The organism is Bradyrhizobium barranii subsp. barranii (assembly GCF_017565645.3).
Taxonomy (GTDB): Bacteria; Pseudomonadota; Alphaproteobacteria; order Rhizobiales; family Xanthobacteraceae; genus Bradyrhizobium; species Bradyrhizobium barranii.
This window is the reverse complement of record NZ_CP086136.1, coordinates 3,951,810-3,970,685: the sequence shown is the minus strand read 5'-3', so window position 1 is coordinate 3,970,685 and position 18,876 is coordinate 3,951,810. Positions and strand designations below refer to the sequence as shown.

The 18,876-nt window shown below is 65.6% G+C and carries 1 protein-coding gene and 1 pseudogene; both read right to left on the bottom strand.

The features are described 5' to 3' along the window. Nucleotides 1-111: 111 nt before the first annotated feature. Entirely contained in the window at nt 112-1,806 is a 1,695-nt protein-coding gene (locus J4G43_RS18725) for a ShlB/FhaC/HecB family hemolysin secretion/activation protein (protein ID WP_208085889.1), read from the bottom strand. Nucleotides 1,807-1,817: 11 nt separating this feature from the next. After that, a pseudogene (locus J4G43_RS56000) lies at nt 1,818-18,846 on the bottom strand (leukotoxin LktA family filamentous adhesin). Between the last annotated feature and the right edge of the window lie 30 nt (nt 18,847-18,876).

Here is an 18,876-nt window from a genome sequence, read left to right as displayed (position 1 = left end):
GGCTGTCTCCGCGGAGGGATTCTGGATTGCTTCGTCGCACCAGCGCAAAATTGCTTTGCAATTTTGTCGTGGGCTCCTCGCAATGACGACGGAGAGAGCGACGGCTTGTCGCTACGACCTGCTCTTGCCGGCGGCAGCCGCCACCGGCGCGGGGCTCTCCTGCTTCTGGAACATCAACAACGGTCGGAAGATGACGCGGCCATAGGCCTCGTAATGGTTCTGGGTCGAGACGGCCATCTTCAGCGGCGTCGCGTAATTTGCCTCGAACGTCATGAACGACGCATAGGTCCATGAGAAGCCGACGCCGACCGAAGCGAGCTCGGTGATCCCCGGGAATGTCGAATAGACCGCACCCCAGTCGGTGAAGATGTAGGTGTCGAACCCCTTGAGCCACGACGACCAATTGTAGTGCAGCTCGGCGTTGAAATAATAGCCGCTGTCGCCGGATGCGGAGTTGGAGGGATAGCCGCGCACGGTGGTGGGACCGCCGATCGAGAAGATCTGGTCGCCCGGCAGCAGCTTTTCCTGCGTGTACTGCCAGCTCGCCAGCACGTTGGCGCTGAAATTCTGCGGCCCCGCCGCGCTGGTCGCGATCAGCGAGCCGGTATAGGTGTTGAACGCGCGGTTGTTGCCGAGCACATAATCATGCCAGGTGATGTAGTTCACCGCCGGCGAGACCGTGATCGAATAGGTGTTGCCGGAATTGGTCACCGAGAGCCCGGCGGTGGCCTTGTCGTAATGGTCGTCGGTCACGGAGACCGTGGCGAAGCGGCTGACCGTCTTGCCCTCGGTCTCGGCGGCGTTGAGCAATATCAGCCAGTTCTGCGTCACCCAGATCGGCTGGCTGAAATTGACCGCGGCCTGGCTCGAGCGTCCGGTGACGTCGAGCGCGACGAACGGTCCCTGGATGATCTTGATCTTGCCTTCGGTATAGCTGACGCCGACGCGGCCACCCCAGGGATTGACCGGAATGCTGTAGGCGGCGTTGCCGTTGAGATTGCCGTCGGCGCGGACGCCGTAGAAGGTCAGGCGGTCGTCGACGCCGAACAGGCCGTGGCGCTTGTAGAAGGCTCCGCCCTCCCAGCGCCCGGTGTTCTCCGCGCCCTGGTTGTCGGTGAAGAGTTGCAAGGTGTCGACCGGCGGCTCGATCACGGCGAACTGGAGATCGGTCAAGCCAAAACTCGTGCCAGGCTGGAGCAGCGCCTTGATCTGCACGTCGTTGGTGCGGTTGAACCAGATCACGTCGCGATTGAGCTTTGGAACGTCGAGGACCTCGCCTTCGGGCTCCTTGACGCGTTGAAGGATGTAATCCGTGCGGGTCTGCTTGTTGCCCTCGATGGTCGTCTGCTGCAGCCGGCCTTCGGTCAGCTTGACGCGGACGATGCCGCCCTTGGCGTCCTGGTCCGGGAGCGTCGCGATGCCCGTGACGATGCCGCGCTCGGTGTAGATGGCGTTGATGTCGGCAACGAGCTGCAATAGCGCGGCGATGTCGACGTTCTTGCCGACATATTTCTTCGCGATCTCGTCCAGCTCTGCCGGCGTGATGAACTTGGAGGAGTCGAACTCGACCTTGCGCAGGCGGAATTTCGGCCCCCCCGGCTTCAGCAGCTGGGACTTTTCCCGCTCACCGCCGATCACCGCGGGACCGCTCAGCTTTGGCGGCGCGCTCTGCTGTTCGAGCTGGCGGCGCTGCCGGTCGACGTCGTTCTGGATCACGCCGGGATTGATCGAGGGCACTTGCGCGCGCGAAGGGGCGACGCAGCAAGCTGCAAGCCCCACCCCCAACGCTGCCCCCCAAATCCGCATCCCGAATCTCGTTACCATGCCTGTGCGAGACGGCCAACGGACGGCTTCGCCGTCTCGACCGCCGCATCCTTCCAGCCCGGACGACCCACGCGCTGTCCCTGACGGCGCAGCTTGCGCAGGTCGCTCAGTCCCTCGATGTTGACGGCGGGACCGGAGCCGATGGTCTCGACCGGACGCGGCGTCAGCAGCGCGTCGAGCCGCGCCTGGCCGGAGAGACCGAGCAAATAGAACGTCCCGCCATCCTTCTTCGCGAGCCAGGTCTCGATGCTCTCCTTGCCCTCGCCGTCGACCGGGATGTTGCGCACCATGCTGGCACCGGTGAAGTCGTAGCAGCAGGTGTGGGTCGGCCCGTAATTGGTGACGCTCGCCGAGACGTCGCCGGTGTAGAACACCACATAGGCGTTGCTGACATTGGCGTTGCCGATCTGGCTCATCGTGAACACGCCGCCCGGCTGGTAAAGCTGGAGCGTCGGCCCGTTGGTCGGCGCCAGCGTCCGGTTGTTCAGGAACACCTGCTGGGTGGCGGTGGTGAGCATGAGCTGGCCCGGGACATAGCCGCTCAGGATCGTGACCGCATGCGCGTCGGTCCAGAAGTTTGCGTCCACCACCCTGAACTGGTTGACGATGATGCTGTCCGGATCGATCGAGATGTTGGCGGACTTCGCGACGCCGCCGTTATAGCCGGTGATGTTCATGATCAGCGGAATCGCCGGATTCGAACGGATCTGCTCGCCCCTGACGTTGATCGTGTCTGCCGCCAGGTCGAGCTCCCGGACGACGCTGACCCAGTTGATCGTCAGGTCACCCGACGAGGTCATCTTGACGACGTCGCCGGTGATCCGGTCGAACGAGACCGATCCGGCCACATCGAAATGCGTCTCGCCGTTGGCGGTGATCGAACCGCCGCGGAGCGAGCCCGTGTCGGATTTGACGTTGAGGTCGCCGGCATCGCCCGGGATACCGGTCGTGGCGAGCTGGCTGAAGACGATATCGTTGACGGCATGCAGGGTCTGCGTGCCGCCGCTGATGGCGGTGCCAACGGTGATCCCTCCGGCCGTCGCGGTGACGTCGAGCGTGCCGCCCGCGTTGAGATTATCCCAATGAACGACCGTGCCGCTCAGGACTGCGTTGCCGGTCGAGGCCGTGAGTTTGTGACCGGTGTTGGTCCCCGCGGCGATCAGCCTCGCCGAGCCATTGGCGGAGACCGAGCCCAGCGTTGGCACGCCGCCCGACATCACCGTTTGCGCCAGGATGAAACCGCTATCCGCATTGACGTTGATGCTGCCGGCGTCGCCGTTGATGCCCGTCGTCGTCAGCGCGTTGAACGTCACGTTGTCATGGGCGTGGATGGTCTGCGTGCCGCCGCTCTGCGCCGTCTGGAACGTGATGCTGCCCTGGCTTGAAGTCACGCCCAACGTCGTGCCGACATTGAGGACATTCCAGTTGACCGGACCGCTCGCGGTCAGCAGGCCCGAGCCGGTCGTGGCGGCGAGCGTGTTGCCGGTGATGGTCGTGGCGGCAAGCAGCGTCGCCGAGCCGTTGGCCGAGACCGAGCCCTGGCTCGTCACGCCGCCAGACGTCACCGTCTGCGCCAGGATGAAGCCGTTGTCGGCGGTGACGTTGATGCTGCCGGCATCGCCGGTGATGCCGGTCGTCGTCAGCGCATTGAACGTCACATTGTCATGGGCGCGGCTGGTCTGCGTGCCGCCGCTCTGCGCGGTCTGGAAGGTGATGCTGCCTTGGCTTGCCGTCGCGCCCAGCGTCGTCCCGACGTTGAGTGTGTTCCAGTCGATCGGGCCGGTCGCGGTCAGCACGGCCGAGCCGGTCGTGGTGGCGAGCGTATGGCCGGTGATGGTCGTGGCCGCCAGCAGCGTCGCCGAGCCATGGGCCGAGACCGAGCCCAGCGTCGTCACGCCGCCCGACGTCACCGTCTGCGCCAGGATGAAGCCGTTGTCGGCGGTGACGTCAATGTTGCCGGCGTCGCCGGCATTTCCGGTCGTCGTCAGCGACTTGAACGTCACGTTCTGGCTGGCGTGGACCGTCTGCGAGCCGCTGCTGTCGGCGGTCCCGATGACGATGCTGCCGTTGTTCGCGACGGCACTGAAGCTGCCGCTCGCGCCAGTCGCCGTGCCCGCCAGCACCTGGTCGAGCGTCAGCGCGCCCGTGCCGATGATGTCCACGTTGCCCTTCACCGCGGAGAGCAGGCTCGCCTCGGTGTCGGTCAGCGCCTTCAGGTAGATGCCCCCGGCGCTCGCGCTCGCCGACAATTGTACGGCGTTGAAGGCGAGCCGGCTCGTGGCACTTCCGATACCGTTCGATGCACTCAGCGACAGCTCGGCGCCCGCGCCGGACGCGACGAACCTGGTCTGGCCGTCGCCATTGTCGAGGATCGCGCCAAGCGAGGCGACGCCACCGGCGGTGACAATGATCGAGGGCGCGTTCGAGGCCGCCGCATAGGACAGCGATGAATTCAGCTGGCCGATCGTCGCATCGCCCGTGGTGGTCACCGAGATCAGGCCGCCCGCGTTGATGGCCGAATAGGCGCCCATCGTCAGCGTCGCGGCAACCAGGGTGACGCCGTCCGAACTGCTGGTCGCAACCACCGGCGCAGCGCTGGTGCCGGCAGCGAAATTCATGCCGCGGTTGGCAAGCAGCTGCATCAGGCCGCCGCTGGTGATGTCGGCATTGACGGTGAGCCCGCCGCGCGCAGCGTTCAGCGTCAGCGCACCGCCGGCCGTCAGCGTCCCATAGGTGCCGCTCGTGCCGACTATGAGATCGCCGGTGACGGCGAGGATGCTGAGGTCGCCGACCGCCGAGCCGGTCACCGCGCCGGAGATATTCACCTGCAGCGGCTGGAAGGTCGAGCCGTTGAAGCCGATGTTGCCGCCGGCGCGCAGATCGAGGTCGGCGCCGAGGATATGGATCGCCGAACGGTCGGTGAAGCCGGCTTCGGCATAGATGCTGCCGGTCGCAGCGAGCTGGATCGCATTGCCGGCGGCAATGTTGCCGAGAATGAGATCGCCGGTGGTCTGCTTCAGGTAGATGCCCTGCGCCGACGAAACCTGGTCGAGCTGGTCGTTGGACGGATCCGCGAACGCGATCTGGAGCGCGTTCGTATTGTTCGCGGGGTTGCTTCCGGCGGTTCCCGAGGGGGCACCGACATTGCCGTGCTCGGCGATCAGGGTCAGGTTGCCGATATCACCTGATATCACGGCCCCGCTTGCGTTGGCGGAGATGCTGTTGACGGCATCGAGCTTGACGTCGCCGCGGCCGGTCACCTCGATGCCGTTGGCCTGCGCGGCCGCGATCGGGCCGTAGTTCGCAGTGACGCCGCCGAGCGCGAGGCTGTTCTTGCTGCCGAGATAGATATTCGACAGCGCCTTGGCCGAGATCGCGATCGGGTTGTCGACAACGACGAGGTTCTGCTGCGACAGGCTGACCGTATAGGTCGTGACATGGGTCGTCGGGTCCGTGACCGCGCCGACGGTGAGCTGGCCGGGACCGGCCGTGGCGAGCAATCCCCTCTGCTCCGGCGTCAGCGACGAGGAATCGACGCTGGTGAAGGTGAACGTCTGGGGCGCGGCCGAATTGCCGACCGAGCCGCGCGGCGCGTACAGCATGATCTGGTTGGCGTTGACATTGGCCACGACGTTCTCGTCGATCGGCGGCGGCGCCGCGCCGACGGCCGACGACGACACCGTGTAGGCGAGCTGGCTCTGCGTCCACTGCGAGCCCGCGGTGATGATGCTATAGACCCGCTCGGTCGACGCCAGCGTATAGCTGTAGCTCGCATTGTAGGTATTGAGCGCCGTTTGCAGCGCCGTGTTGCTGGGCATTCGCTGATTGGCGGTTGCCACGCCGTCGAACAGTTTCGTGAACAGCGTCGTCGAAAGCGAAGTGCCGAACACCGTCCCCAGCGGATCCGCCGGCGCGGTGCCGAGCAATGTCGTCAGCGAGCTCTTGAGCTGGTCGGTGGTGATCTTGCCGAGCAGGAACTGGTCCCGCAGGAACCGCGTCGTGGCCTCGACCTGCATCTGCGTGGTCGTGACATTGGCGGGATCGATGATGCCGAGCTTGGCAGCCACCTGCGCCCGCAGCACCGTCAGCCCCACCGAGGTCGGATTGTAGGTGCTGCCGTCCTGGAAGGCGATGTTCTTGAGCTGGAAGTAGTCGTTGTAGGCCGACGTCACCATCGACTGGTAGCTGTTGACGGCATTGGTGGCGGCGTTGCCGCTCAGCAGGTCGAGGCTCGCCCAGACGTCCTGCAGATGCTGGCTCTGCGCCTGGGTCAGACCAACCGCCGCGCGTCCGTTCAGGATGTTGGCTTGGTTGCCGTCGGAGCCTGCCGCCTCGAGGAACACCGGACCGCCGGTCGACTGGACCGTGCCGAGGCGCAGATCGCCCTTGGACTGGATGATGTAGGTGCCGGTGGCCGAGGCGCTGTCGAGAACGCCGCCATCGACAGTGCTGTTGGCCTGGACCGTGCCGGTCGCCTGGATCACCAGCGGATTGATGTTGGTCAGGGTGGACGCACCGTTGACGACGGCGCTGGTCGCGCCGATCGCGCCGGAGGTGGAGTTGATCTCGATGTTCTTGCCGATCACGACGGGATTGGCGACGTTGTAGGCGGACGCCGAGTTGATGTCGCCGGTCGCCGAAGGAAGACGCTGCCCTGCGGCGTCGCGCCTGCCGAGTTCACCTTCACCTGGTTGATCGACAGCGCGCCGATGGCCGAGATCGCGATGTCGCGGTCGATCGAGCTCGCGGTCAGGCTGCCGCCATAGAGCTGCACCTGGACGGGCGCCTTGGTGGTGCCGAGCGTGCCGATACCGCCGTCACCCCGAAGCGTCACGCTCGTCCCCGAGATGACCGGGTTGTTGGCATTGGCGGCGACCGTGATGGACGAGTTGGCGCCGGTGGCGGCAAGCGTCGTCGTGCCCTGCTGGTTGTTGATCGACCCGTTGATGACGATGCCCGAGGTCGAATTGACCACGACGTCGCTGCTACTGCCGCCGATGAACTTGATGTTGATCGGGTTCGACGCCTTGACCGTGTTGGTCAGCGTGAGCGTCAGGTGATCATAGATCGCCTGGTACCAGTTGTACTGGGCGTCCGCGCCGCAGCACGCGTTGGAATGGGTGTTGAGTCCAACGGGGCTCCCATCCGGGTTCACGCCTCCCGCCCAGTGATAGCTGCCTGTGGCGGTGGTGACTTTCTGATAGTTGCTGCTCTGCGTGCCTGAAACCAGGTTGGTCGAGCGGGTCCAGTTCTCGCCGGTGACCTGATTGGGCGTGAAGCTCCAGCCGTAGTCGAACTGCGTGCTGGTGGGTAGACGATCCAGCGTCGCGGTGTCGACCCATTGATAGAGCATGTTCTCCTGCGTCCGGTACTGGACGCCCGCCGTACCGGTCCTGGCCGTAAGCATCGACGGATCGATCGCGGCCGCAGTGACACTGTTGGTCTCGTACCGCGACACCTGCTGACTGCTTGCAGCCTTGGGATCGTAAACCCACCACGTCGTCTTCCCCTTGAGCTGGTCGACGATCTCGACCACGCTCTGGGCAGTGACGCTGGTATTGATGGTGTTGGTGACCAGCTGGAGCCCGCTGGTGTTGTTGACGGTGACCGTGCCGGCGCCGCCTTTGATCTCGATGTTACCCTGGGTCTGGGTGCTGTCGGTCGAGGTCGAGATGATCTTGCCGTTGAGGTAGACGTAGCCGCCGGCGCCCTGCGCCACGCCATTCAGGATGAGCTGGTCGGTGAGAGCGTTGTACCTGACCCCGATCTTGGCGTCGCCGCTGGCCGACGCCGTCACGGAGCCCGAGATGTCGTAATAGACGCCGTTCCGCGCATTGGCCTGGGCCGCGGCAAAATCCGCGCCGCCGTTGCGGTTCTTGAGGCCGTTGCTGCCGTAGATGGCATCGTACGCCGCGGCGCCGATGTCGACCGAGTAATTGCTGCTCGAGCCGGCCTGGATGGTGCCGTTGATGTTGATCACCGACGCCGAGATGATGACCGCCTGGCCGCTGATGGTCCGGGTGGCAGTCGCGGTGGCCGGCGCGTCCGCGGTCTTCGGCGTGATCGCATCCGGCTGGATGTTGATCACCTGGAAGAAGCCCGAGCTGTCGCAGGCTGACGCACAGTTGAACGGCGTCTTGTACGGACCGCTATCGGTGTAGACGTTGCGGCCGTCATAAGTCGTTTTCTTCCACTGCGCGAGCACGACATTGGACGAGTCCTGCGACTGCCCCTCGATGATCTTGAGGGTCGCGATGTCAGGCACGCTGCCGGCATCGGGAGTGCTGGTGTTCCCAGGCGTACCCCTGCCCACCGGCAGGAAGATCGATGAATAGAGCGAGGTGCCGTCGTAATACGTCATCAGCATGCGCGCGGTGAAGATCGTGCTGGCGTCGGCGTTGCCGACGGGTTGATACACGCCGTGGCTGCCGTCGGTGCAGCAGTAATAGAAATAGGGGTGATCGGTTCCCGAAGCGATATGCGGAGCGGTATAGTAGTCGCCGTAGGCGCCGAGATAAGTCGCCGCCGTCATCACCGCGGTCAGCGTGTCTTCCGGCCTGTTTTCAGTGGTGGCCCATTGCGAGGTGACCGCGCTGCCGCTGTCGTAGAAGCTCCCGATACCGCCGAGGAAGGTGAAGGTGCCTTTGGGCACCACGATCTGGACGGTCGCGGCACTGAGCGACTGCGATGCGACGACGCTGCCGAGATTGTTGATGATCTTGAGCAGGCCGTTCGCGTTGTTGACGGCGCCGTTGAAATAGATGTCGGGCGTGCGGGTCAGCACGTTGCCGTTCTGGTCGATACCCTGGCCGGAGTCCGGATCCAGGCGGTTGTAGGTGGCGGAGACGTCGATGACCGGCGAGGCGCTCGGCATCGCGGTGAAAGTCACGTTGGAGTGCGAATCCGGGTCGACATGGTCGATCTGGCGGTAAGTGATGTTTCCTCCGGTCACATCGGCGACCGTGAGATTGCCCAGGCTCATGAAGTCGAGACCCTTGTTCTCGATCTTGATCAAGGGCGAGCTGCGCGCGATGACCGCGGGCGCGGCAGGATTCGTGCCGCTGTTGCCGGTGAGCTTCTGCGCCAGGATCGAGACGTTGCCGGCGGACACCAGGATGTCGCCGAACGCGAAGGCGTTGCCGGGCGCGTCGGAGGTGAACGGCGCCTGCTTGATCAGCGTGTCGATCTGGCGCTGGATGTCGCCGGTCGGATCGGTGCCGGACGGCGACATGCTCGCGGGCGACGTGGGCGTCGCCGCCGCGAGCTGCGAGCGGACCTGCGCCGCGGTCAGGCCGGTCAGCGTCGCCAGCTGGTTGACCACCAGCTGGTAGGGATTGAAGTTGCCGACGACGGCATACTGGACCGTCTGGTGGTTCCAGCTCATCACCGGGCTGAAATGATTGACGTCGGGGACGAGCTCGAGGACCGACGAAGAGCCGTTTGTCAGCAGGGTATACGGACTGGTCGTGCTCAGTGTCGGCGCGGCCGCACCGAGCTCGATCGTGATCGTCACATCGTTGTTGACGCCGGCCACCACCGTGCCATTGAGCGCGACATCGCCGGTTCCGCTGGTGTGGCTGTGATTGTCGCTGTTCTTGGCGCTGAAGATGTCCAGATACGGATTGTAGTTGCTGCCGTTGCCGGCCGCCGTGACTTGCCCCTGGGTTGCGCCCAGGTAGATGTCGCGCACACCGAGCACGCTCGAGGTGGGCGCAAGCGTCAGGCTCGTGGTGTCGTCGGCGTTGGCCGTGCCGCGATAGAGCGCGGAGATCGGAATAGCGGTGTTGTTGTAGACGACCGTCGTTGCCGTCGCCTGCACGCTGCTGAAGACGCTGCCGTCACCGGCGAGGCCCGCATAGATGGTGATGTCGCGCCAGGCCGCGATCTTCGCGTTGTCGCCGACATTGACGGACTGGTTGGCGTGGACCCAGCTGTTGGTGCTGGCACCGACGCCGGCGATCGCGCCGTAGAGGCTGGCATTGGCGTTGTTCGCCGCCGCCATCTTCGCGGCCGTGCCGATATAGATCTTGCCCACGCTGAACAGCTCGCGGGCATTGATGTTGACCGCGAGCGTGGCGTTCGCCGTCATGTTGGATTCGGCGCCGCCGCCGGCGAAGAAGCTGGCCGTGGCGAGGCTCGCCGTGTCGTTGGTGTTCAGCGTGTTGTAGGCCTCGATATTGATGAACGCCGCCGACGTCCGCGGATCGCCGTTGAGGCTCAGGACCGTGCCGGCGCCGATATTGGTGTTGACGTGCTGGGTGACGGTCGAGGTGCTGAGTGCGGCTGCACCCGAGAACGAGCCGCCGGAGCCCGACCGCGCGCCGCCGCCGCCCTGGTTGACGATGTCGTTGGCGATGACGACCATGTTGCCGCCCGCCGAATTGATGATCAGGTGCGTTCCGATCTCGGCAGTGGTGGTGGAGTCGACGTCGTTCTGCGCCTTGCCGGCCGAAACACCGGCCGTGGACGCGTGGTAGGCATCGCCGCTCGCGGCATAATTCGTGGTGTGCTTGGCATTGATGCGGAGGCCGCCGAAATAGAGCGTGTCATCCGCCGTGCCGCCGTCGAACCGTGCGTTGGTCACGGCGGTCGAGCTGGTCGTCGCGACCGCCGCGGCGCCGGCATAGGTGCCACCCGCGCCGACCGTCGCGTTGGAGACGTTGGTATCCGTGCCGGTGGCCGTGATCCGGAGGATGCCGGTGTAATTTTCGTGATTGAGATTATCCATGTCCGCCGGCGCACCCAGATAGGCATAGGTGTGCGCGCTCGACGACGTCTGCGCGACGGTGGCGCCGAGCGCCAGGAATCCGGTCGAAAGGCCCGTCCCCTCGGCATATTGGGCGCTGTCGTTCTCGGCCGCGATGGTCACGTTGGCGTTGGGCAGCACGATGCCCGTTCCGCCATAGGCGTTCACCGTCGCATTCTCCGAAGCCACGGCCAGGCTGCCCTGCGCGCCGATCAGCGAGCCGCCGCCGCCGGCGAGCGCCTTGGCCCAGGTCGTGGTGCCGCTGGTCGGGACCAGCGCCATGGCGGTTACCGCGAGCGCACCGCCCGAGAAGCTGACGTTGTCGCCGACATCGGCCGTCACCGTGGCGCCGACCGTGGACTTGGCGATGGCAACGCCCACGGCACCGCCGCCGACCGAAACGCCGATCGCCTCGCTCGACAGATTGGGCGTGATCGACGCCGACACCAGCGTGCCGACGCCGGCCGCCGACGTCGTGATCGAGGCACTGCTGCCGATCTCCGCCAACACGGACGAGTTCTCGTGGGCCTCCGCATCCGCACCGACGCCCGCGACGATGCCGCCACCAAGTGCTGTGGACGTCGTGGTCAAGGTGCCGGCGCCGCTTGCTCCAACTGCCAGAGTCGTGACGTTGACGGTGGAGCCGTTCAGAACCCTCGCAGCGACCGAGCTCGTTCGGCTTGCCGACGCGACCGAAGCGCCGACGGCCACGGCGCCGCCGGTGACGCCGCCGGTGAAGACCACCTGGGTCGTCGAATCCTGCGCCATGACCGCGGCGCCAGTGCCGGTGCCGCCCGTGCCGGTGATCTGGCCGCCAAGCATCGCCACCACGGAGTTGCTGACATTGCCGACCGCGACAGCCGCATCGGCGCCGAAGTAAAGCGCCGCACCGCCGGCGATCGCCTCGGTGTCGATGGTCTTGCCGGCATAAGGTCCGGTCGTCGCGTCCTTGACCACCGCCGCAACGGTGACAATCGGTGCCGAGACGGCCAAAGGCGTATCTGCGGCCACCAGCACGCCGGAGCCGTTGCGTCCGTAGTCACTCAGATTGGCGAACACGGTGCTGTTGACGCTGGTGTAGCCAATGCCGGCCCCGATGCCGACATTTTTCGCAAAGCCTGCGCCGAGCAGATACATCTTGGCCGCATTGGCGCTGGTGGCAGTGACATTGACCTGCGTGCCCGTGACGTTGCCGCCAGCGATCTGCGCGACGACGGCGTCGTTGCCGCCGCTCAGCACGCTGCTGACGTCGTAGGTCGAGCTGACGTTGGCGCTGTTCGGATTGCCGGCCGTGCCGCTCGCGACCGCGTTGCTGCCTTGCGTGTGGTTGGTGCCGCTGTTCACGGACGCGATGGTGCCGTTGTTGCCCTGATTGAGCTGGCCGGTCTGCTGGCCCTGGGTATCGGCATCGGCGGTGTTGGTGCCGATGATGATGACGCCGACCGTCGCGCCGATACCGACGCTGCCGCCGATGCCCGCGGTGACCGCGTAGGACAGCACCTCCTTGGTGCTGAGCGCATTGACGTTGATCGCGCCGGCCGAGTTCAGATTGCTGTTGCGGCTTTCCGCAATGGTCTGGCTCTTGAAGCTGATGACGTTGGCGGCGGCGCCGATGCCGACCCCTGCCCCGCTGGCGCCAACCGCGAGCGCCCCCGCGATCTCCTTGATCGCCACGTCCTCGGTCGCGTTGATGGTGACCGCGCCGGCCGCACCACCCGTCACCGATTGCAATGTGGTGTCGTAGACGCCGGCGATGGTGGTGTTGTTGGCGATCTCGATGTTCGCCATGCCGGCGATCGCCGCCGTGCCGGTCGAGAGCGCACCGCCGATCGCATAGGCCTCGAAGCGGTTCTTGGTGGTGGCCTCGACGTCGAGCGCGCCGCTCAGATTGAGCGCGGTCGTGTGTGCAGCGCCATTACCCTGATAGTGGAATTCGTCGCCGACATAGGCCTCGGTCCGGTTCGAGGAGACCTGGACCAGGAACGCCGCGCCGATCGCGGCCTGGCTGCCATAGGCGCCGGAGCCGTTCGCGGAGAAGATGCCGGTGCTGTTGGTGGCGTTCACCGTCAGCGATGCGGCCGTCAGCGCGCCACCGTCGACATAGGCTTCAGTCGTCGCCTGGAAGACGTTCAACCCGACCGAGCCGGTGTTGAAGCCGATCGCGATCGAGGATGCATCCTGCTCGGCATTGGCCTTCACGGTGACGGCGCCGACCGTCGGGCTCGACGACTGCGCGCCGCCGACAGTCGAATTGGTGATGTAGGCAAACGTACCGCGCTGCATCGTGGTGCTGACGATGGTCGCACCGCCGCCGCCGTTGCCGGTCGGAGCCACGATGCCGGCACCGAACGCGCCGGAATAGGAGAAGCTCGACGCAGCAACCTCGATCTGCGGCGCCAGCGTCGACGAGGTCAGGCGCGTGTCGATGGAAGCGTTGTCGATATAGGCCCGGGTCTGCCCGCTCATCACGTTGGTGATCGGGTTGATCATGATGGAGATGCCGCTGCTCGCGGCGACCGAGGCGACGTTGGTCACGACCGCCTGGTGCGAGCTCGCGACCACGGCAAGGCCGCGCACGGTGTCCTGGTTCTCGGTGAGGTCGGGCGTGGTGTCGGTCGGCGCGTGGGCGGTGCCGAGATCGAAGGCGTGCGCGAGCGTGCCGCTGTTGACCGACAGCGTATTGGTGCTGCTGGTCCCGAGCGCGTCGACCTTGGTGTTGGCACCGCTGATATAGGCCGCGGTGGTTCCCGTGATCTGGTTGGTGACCAGCGAGCCCGCGCCGCCGGCGGCGCCCTTGCTGATCGACACGGCACCCGCAAACACGGCCGCCTTGTCGTTGTTGCCGGCGGTCACCCCGACATTGTTGGTGGCGGTGACGTCGGCGCCGTTGATCCCGTTGGTGCCGGCGGCGGTGATGCTCGCGGTGACGTTGGTCCCCATCAGATTGGTGGCGACCGAACCTGCAAGCCCGACCTGCGAGGACATCGCGATACCGACGGCGACGGTCGAGATGCTGGCGTTCGAGTTGGCACCAACCGCGACGTTGCCCGAAGCGGTCAGCTTGGAGCCGGTGACGCCGGCGCTGACATTGTTGGCGATGCTGCTGTAGACGAGCGCAAGGCCTGCGGCGCTGCCTTGCGTCGAGGCACCCGCCACGGCGGCAGTTCCGGTGATGCTCGAATTGTCGGTCGCGGAGACGGAAATGTTCTTGGCCGTGACGCTCGATTGCGTCGTGCTGGACTGGCCGTTGCCGATCGCCGCCGAAACGGTGTTGGCGATCGAGCTGATCGTGGTGCCGCCGACGCCGGCGAACTGGCCGGTCGCAAGGCCGAAGCCGATCGTGACCGCCTGGATCTTGGAGGAATCCACCGCGCTCACGATGACATTGCCGTTGCTGCCGGCCGTCATCAGGACGTTGGCGATGTAGGCCGAGTGCGTCGTCGCGATGGTGTTGTAGACGATCGAGGCGCCGACATTGTTCTTGCCGGCCTGGATGAGGCCCGCGACGGAAACGATGCTGGCGCCCGGACCATTCCCCGTGCCGTCGTTGAGCGCGGCCGCGCTGAAGTCGATGCAGTTCTGCCCGCCCGTGCCACCGGCGACCGTGCAGGTATCCGACGCGAGAAGATTGTTGTTCGACTTCTTGACGAGGTTGCCGAGCGCAGTGTCGAGCGCCGACACCGCGCCGCTGTCCGCCAGCACCGTCACGCGGCCGACATTGATGCTCACCGTCGAGCCGCTGTTGATATAGGCTGTCGTGGTCGGCGTGATCTCGCTGACGACGATCGCGCCGGCAAGTCCGTTGGCGCTGGCCCCGCCCCCGCCTGAGGCCGCACCGGCCGCAATCACGCTGGCGCTGTCGGCCATCACCAACAGGGTGTCGTAATTCGAGATCGCCGTGCTGCGGATATGCGCGTCGGTCGCGTTTCCGCCGGTGGGATCGGCGATCGAGGCATAGGTCAGCCCGATGCCGACTCCGGCCTGGCCGCCCGATATATAGAGAGAGCCGCCGCCGATCGCGATGTTCGTGGTCTGGTAGGCATCGACCTCGAGCGCCCGGTTGACGCCGGACGCCTGCCCCGTGATCGTCGAGCTCTCGATATAGGCGTTGGCGCTGTCAGTGATGATGCCGACGGAGGCCGACAGCGACGCTGAATTGGATTTCGATCCCGCCACGCCGATGGCAACGACGGTCTCCGAGCCGCCATTGAGCGCCAGCACCGTCACCGAACTCTGGTTGTTCATGGTGGTGCCGTAGATATAGGCGAGCGTCGCATTGTTCGACATCGCCGCCGCGATCGCGCCGCCGATCGCAGCCCCCGTGGCAGACCCTCCGGCCAGATTGAGCGCCGCGGAGCCGGAACCATTGTTGAGCATAGTGTCGTTCAGCGCCTGAACGATCGTGTTGGTCAGCACGGCGCCGGTCGTGGTGTACTTGTTGACCGTCGTGTTCCTGATATAGGCGCTGGTGCCGAGCGAGACGTCGCTCACCGACGAGCTGCCGGCGAGATCGAGGCTGAAGCCGCTCGTGCTCGATCCCGAGGTCGAACCAATCTTGCCCGCCGCCGTCGTCACGCCGGCGGTGCCTCCGGTCGAGGCGGCGCCGGCAGCGCCTGCCTTGTCGGAGAAACTCGACGACGCCGGATCGGAGACGGCTGCCGCGACGGCGGCCGCCGTGATGCGTCCCGAAGTGGTCGCGCTGAGTGTCAGATTGTCGACATTGACCGCCCCGCTTCCGCCGCTGGTGCCGGCGAACGGATCGTTGGCGCTGAACACGCCGGGCCGGATGTCGGAATGGTTGTCGCCGATATAGGCGGAGGTGTCGGTATTTGCGCCGAGATAGGCGACCGACAAGCCGACCGCCGAACCGCCGCTCCCGTTATAGCTCATCGCGCCGGACAGCGTCACGACCGACAGATCCTGCTGCGCCAGGATGCCGACGGTCGGGGCATAGACGGTGGCCTGGCTCGAGATCGACGCGTGCGTCGTGTTGTTCAGGAAACCGAGCGAAGTGATGCCGTTCAGCGCCAGCGTGCCGGCAGCCTTGCCGGACGACGGTGCGACAGCGACGAACCGGTCGGAAGTGATCGCGTTGACGGCGATGTCGTCCGCCGCACGCAGCGTCGCACGGTCCGAAACGCCGGCGATGGTATTGGTGTTGAACTGGACGAGATTGAGCGCGCCGCCGACGGAGGAGCCGCCCGAGGTGTTGCCGAACAGGAAGCCGAGCGTGCCGACGTTGCCGGCGGCATCGATCGACGCCGTGGTCGTGGTCGCCGCGATCTGAATGCTGGCGTTGTAGGTGTGGACGTCGCCATTGTCCATGCCGGCCGACCAGCTGCTGCCGCAGGTCGCGGTCGTGCAGGTCGCAGTCAGGCTGGCGGAACCGGCCACCCACGCCGTCGTGTTGTTGTTCACCACGAAATGGTTCAGCGAACCTGCGATGCCGATCGTGTCTCCGGCATCGGCCGTTGCGTTGGCGTAGCTGGTCAGGATGTTGCCGCCGACGCCGACATTGCCGTTGAGATGGCTCAGGACCGCACCCAGCCCGTCCCACTTCAGCCAGGTGTTGGTGATCGGCAATTCGGTGGTGGCATCGACGGCGATATTGGCCGCGTTGATCAGCGTGCCGTTGCCGACATAGGCGTTCGAATTGTGGGTGAAATTGCCCCAGGCAACGGCTGCGCTGATCGCCGTCCCCTCGCCTGTCGACACGTCCTTCGTGATCGCGCTGGACATCGCATTGCTGCGAACGCCGCGATCGATGACGTTGCTGGCGACAGCGACGTTGCCGCTGGCATAGATGCTCGGCGCGCCGCCGCTCGGATTCTGCGCGATCGCAGCGGTCGCGCTCTGCGTGCTGTTGGCAAGCGAGAGTGCGCCTGCGACCTTGAAATCGAAGCTCAGCGGCACCAGCGAGGTCATGTGGTCCATGACGAAGTGCGTCGGCGAAGCGACGTTCGAGACCGCGAATTCCTGGATGGCCGCGACCAGCGCCGGCAGGCCGGCGATGGCCGAGGCCATCGTGGAATTGCTCGTGGTGTCGGACGTCGCCTCGACCAGAACGGAACCGTTCATCCGGTCGCCGGCACTGGTTCCGAGCGATGCGCCGAGCGTCCGGTCGCAGACGTCGTGACGTCGCTGATGGCGACCGCGGCGCCGACAGCGCCGCTCGCATTCGGCCCGCTCGCCGCAACCGACGTTGCGCTGGTCGAGAACGAGTTGTTGTTGATCGCGCGCACCTTCAGGGTGCTGCCGCTCGTGTTCACCGTGCCGGCAGCAATATGCGCGCCGGTCGCGACGTTGGCGGTCGTTGTCACCGATCCCGTGGAATAGGCCACCGTCGGGACAATCTGCGCGCTCGTCGACGCCGCGAGGGCCGAGATGGCGATGGTCGCATCGTTGAGCGCCTTGATCTCGAGGTTGCCGCCGGCGTTGACCGTCGCGCCCGAGGCCACGTTGGTCGTGGCAGTGCCGTCGATCTTGCCGACGACCACGCCGGCCGCGACCGGCGTGAGGCTGCCGAGCAAGGTGGAGGCGACCGCCGGATCCGACGCGGTCTCCGTGGCATGCGCGGAAATGGTGACGTCGCCACGGCCGTTGATGTCGGCATGGCTGTTGATGTTGATGGTCGCAGTCGCGCTTGCCGCGACATAGCCGCCATTGAGCCCGAGCAGCGAGGCGGCAAGCGTCGAGCCGACAAGCGCTAAATCACCGGCCACCGAACCGTTCAGGAAGCTCGACACGGCCGTCGAGGTTGCGGTGATCGAGACGATGCCGCCGGTAATCTTGCCGTCGACCGTGATCGCCGTCGTGGCGGTGGCCTGGCCGGACAGCTTGATGTCGCTCGCCGTTGCCCTCAGCGTCACGTTGCCGTCGGCGTAGGTGGTCCCGCCGAAGTTGACCGACTGGGCCAGGATCTGCGCGCCATTCATGATCTCGATGTTCGGCGCGTCGATGATGACGTTGTTGGCGTTGCCGGTCGAATGGCCGGAGCCATCGAGACGGCGGGCATCGATCATCGCATGCGCGGCGAGCGTGATGGAATGATCGGCCTGGATGAGGTAGCCGGCACCGGCGCTGAGCCCGGCGAGCGCATTCACGATGGAGCTGTTCGACAGCGTCACGCCGGTGTCGCCCTGAGCGGCATCACCCACGACCACGTCGGTCGGGTCGATCAGCAGCGTGCCGGCCTTGCCGTTGTCCGCACTGAGATCGACCTTGATGCCTTTCCCAATGTCGATGATCCCGTTCGCGCTGAAGTCGACGAGACCGGCATTGCCCGTCTTCGCGCTGGCATCGAACCTGGCGCCGCCCGCGACGGTCAGGTTCTGCGCCGCCTTCAGGCGGATCTCTCCGGCATTGCCGTTTGCGCTTGCGATGTTGAGATTGGCCTTCTTGCCGACATCGATGTTGTTGCCGGCCTGAACCGTGATGTTGCTCGGCGTCGCGCTCTTGCTCTGCGCAGTGAGACGTCCGTTGACCCTTGCGTTGTTGACGGCGCCGATATGGATCGAGCCGTTGCTGACGGTGATCGCGCTGGCGCTGCGCAGGCCCTTGGAGTTGACGGAGGCTGCGAATTTCGCGGCGTGATCGAGATTGGCGATGTCGCGCTGGCTGGCGCCGCCGACAAAGACGTTCTGCCCGGTCAGGCGCACGCCGTCCTGGGCGTTGACGCGGCCGTAGATGCGGATGTTGCCGTCGGGCGAGACCGGGAAGGAGCCCGCCATCAGATTGCCGACCGCCGACTGGTTGATCTGCCCGCCTGCGCCGATCAGGCTGTCGGTGAACTCGCGTGTCGGCGTCGAGACGTTGAGGCTGCCGACATTGACCGTGCCGCTGCGGCCGACCACGAACCCCTTGGGATCGGCGAAATAGACGTTACCGCCGATCGCGCCGTTCATGTAGGAGTTCAGCGTGCCGTTGACGTAGACCGGGGCGTCGCGAACGATGTTGACCAGGTTCTGCGTGCCGGTCGGCAGTTGCAGATTGACGGTGTTGCCCCGCCCGACGCTGAACTGCGAGAACGAGTTGAAGGCGTTGTTGCCCGAAATCGTCGACGTCGTGACGTTGGTGACGCTGCCTGATGTCTGAAGGCTCGTCCCGGTGCGGCCGTCCGGGGTGATCACGTTCACCGTCTGCGCCTGCAGGCGGACGCTGAACACCGGCAGGAAGACCATCTGCATCGCGCAGAGCAGCGACATCGAGCGGAAGCGTGCCAGCCTCCGCAGCGTCGTCAGCTCGTCATTGTGTCGCGTCGCAGATGGTCTGCGCATTTCATATCCTCTTCATCGGCATTCGCGCCG

What these genes read in the sequence shown, in the direction of transcription:
- J4G43_RS18725 (WP_208085889.1), bottom strand. Translation starts at nt 1,806, where the DNA reads ATGCGGATTTGGGGGGCAGCGTTGGGGGTGGGGCTTGCAGCTTGCTGC.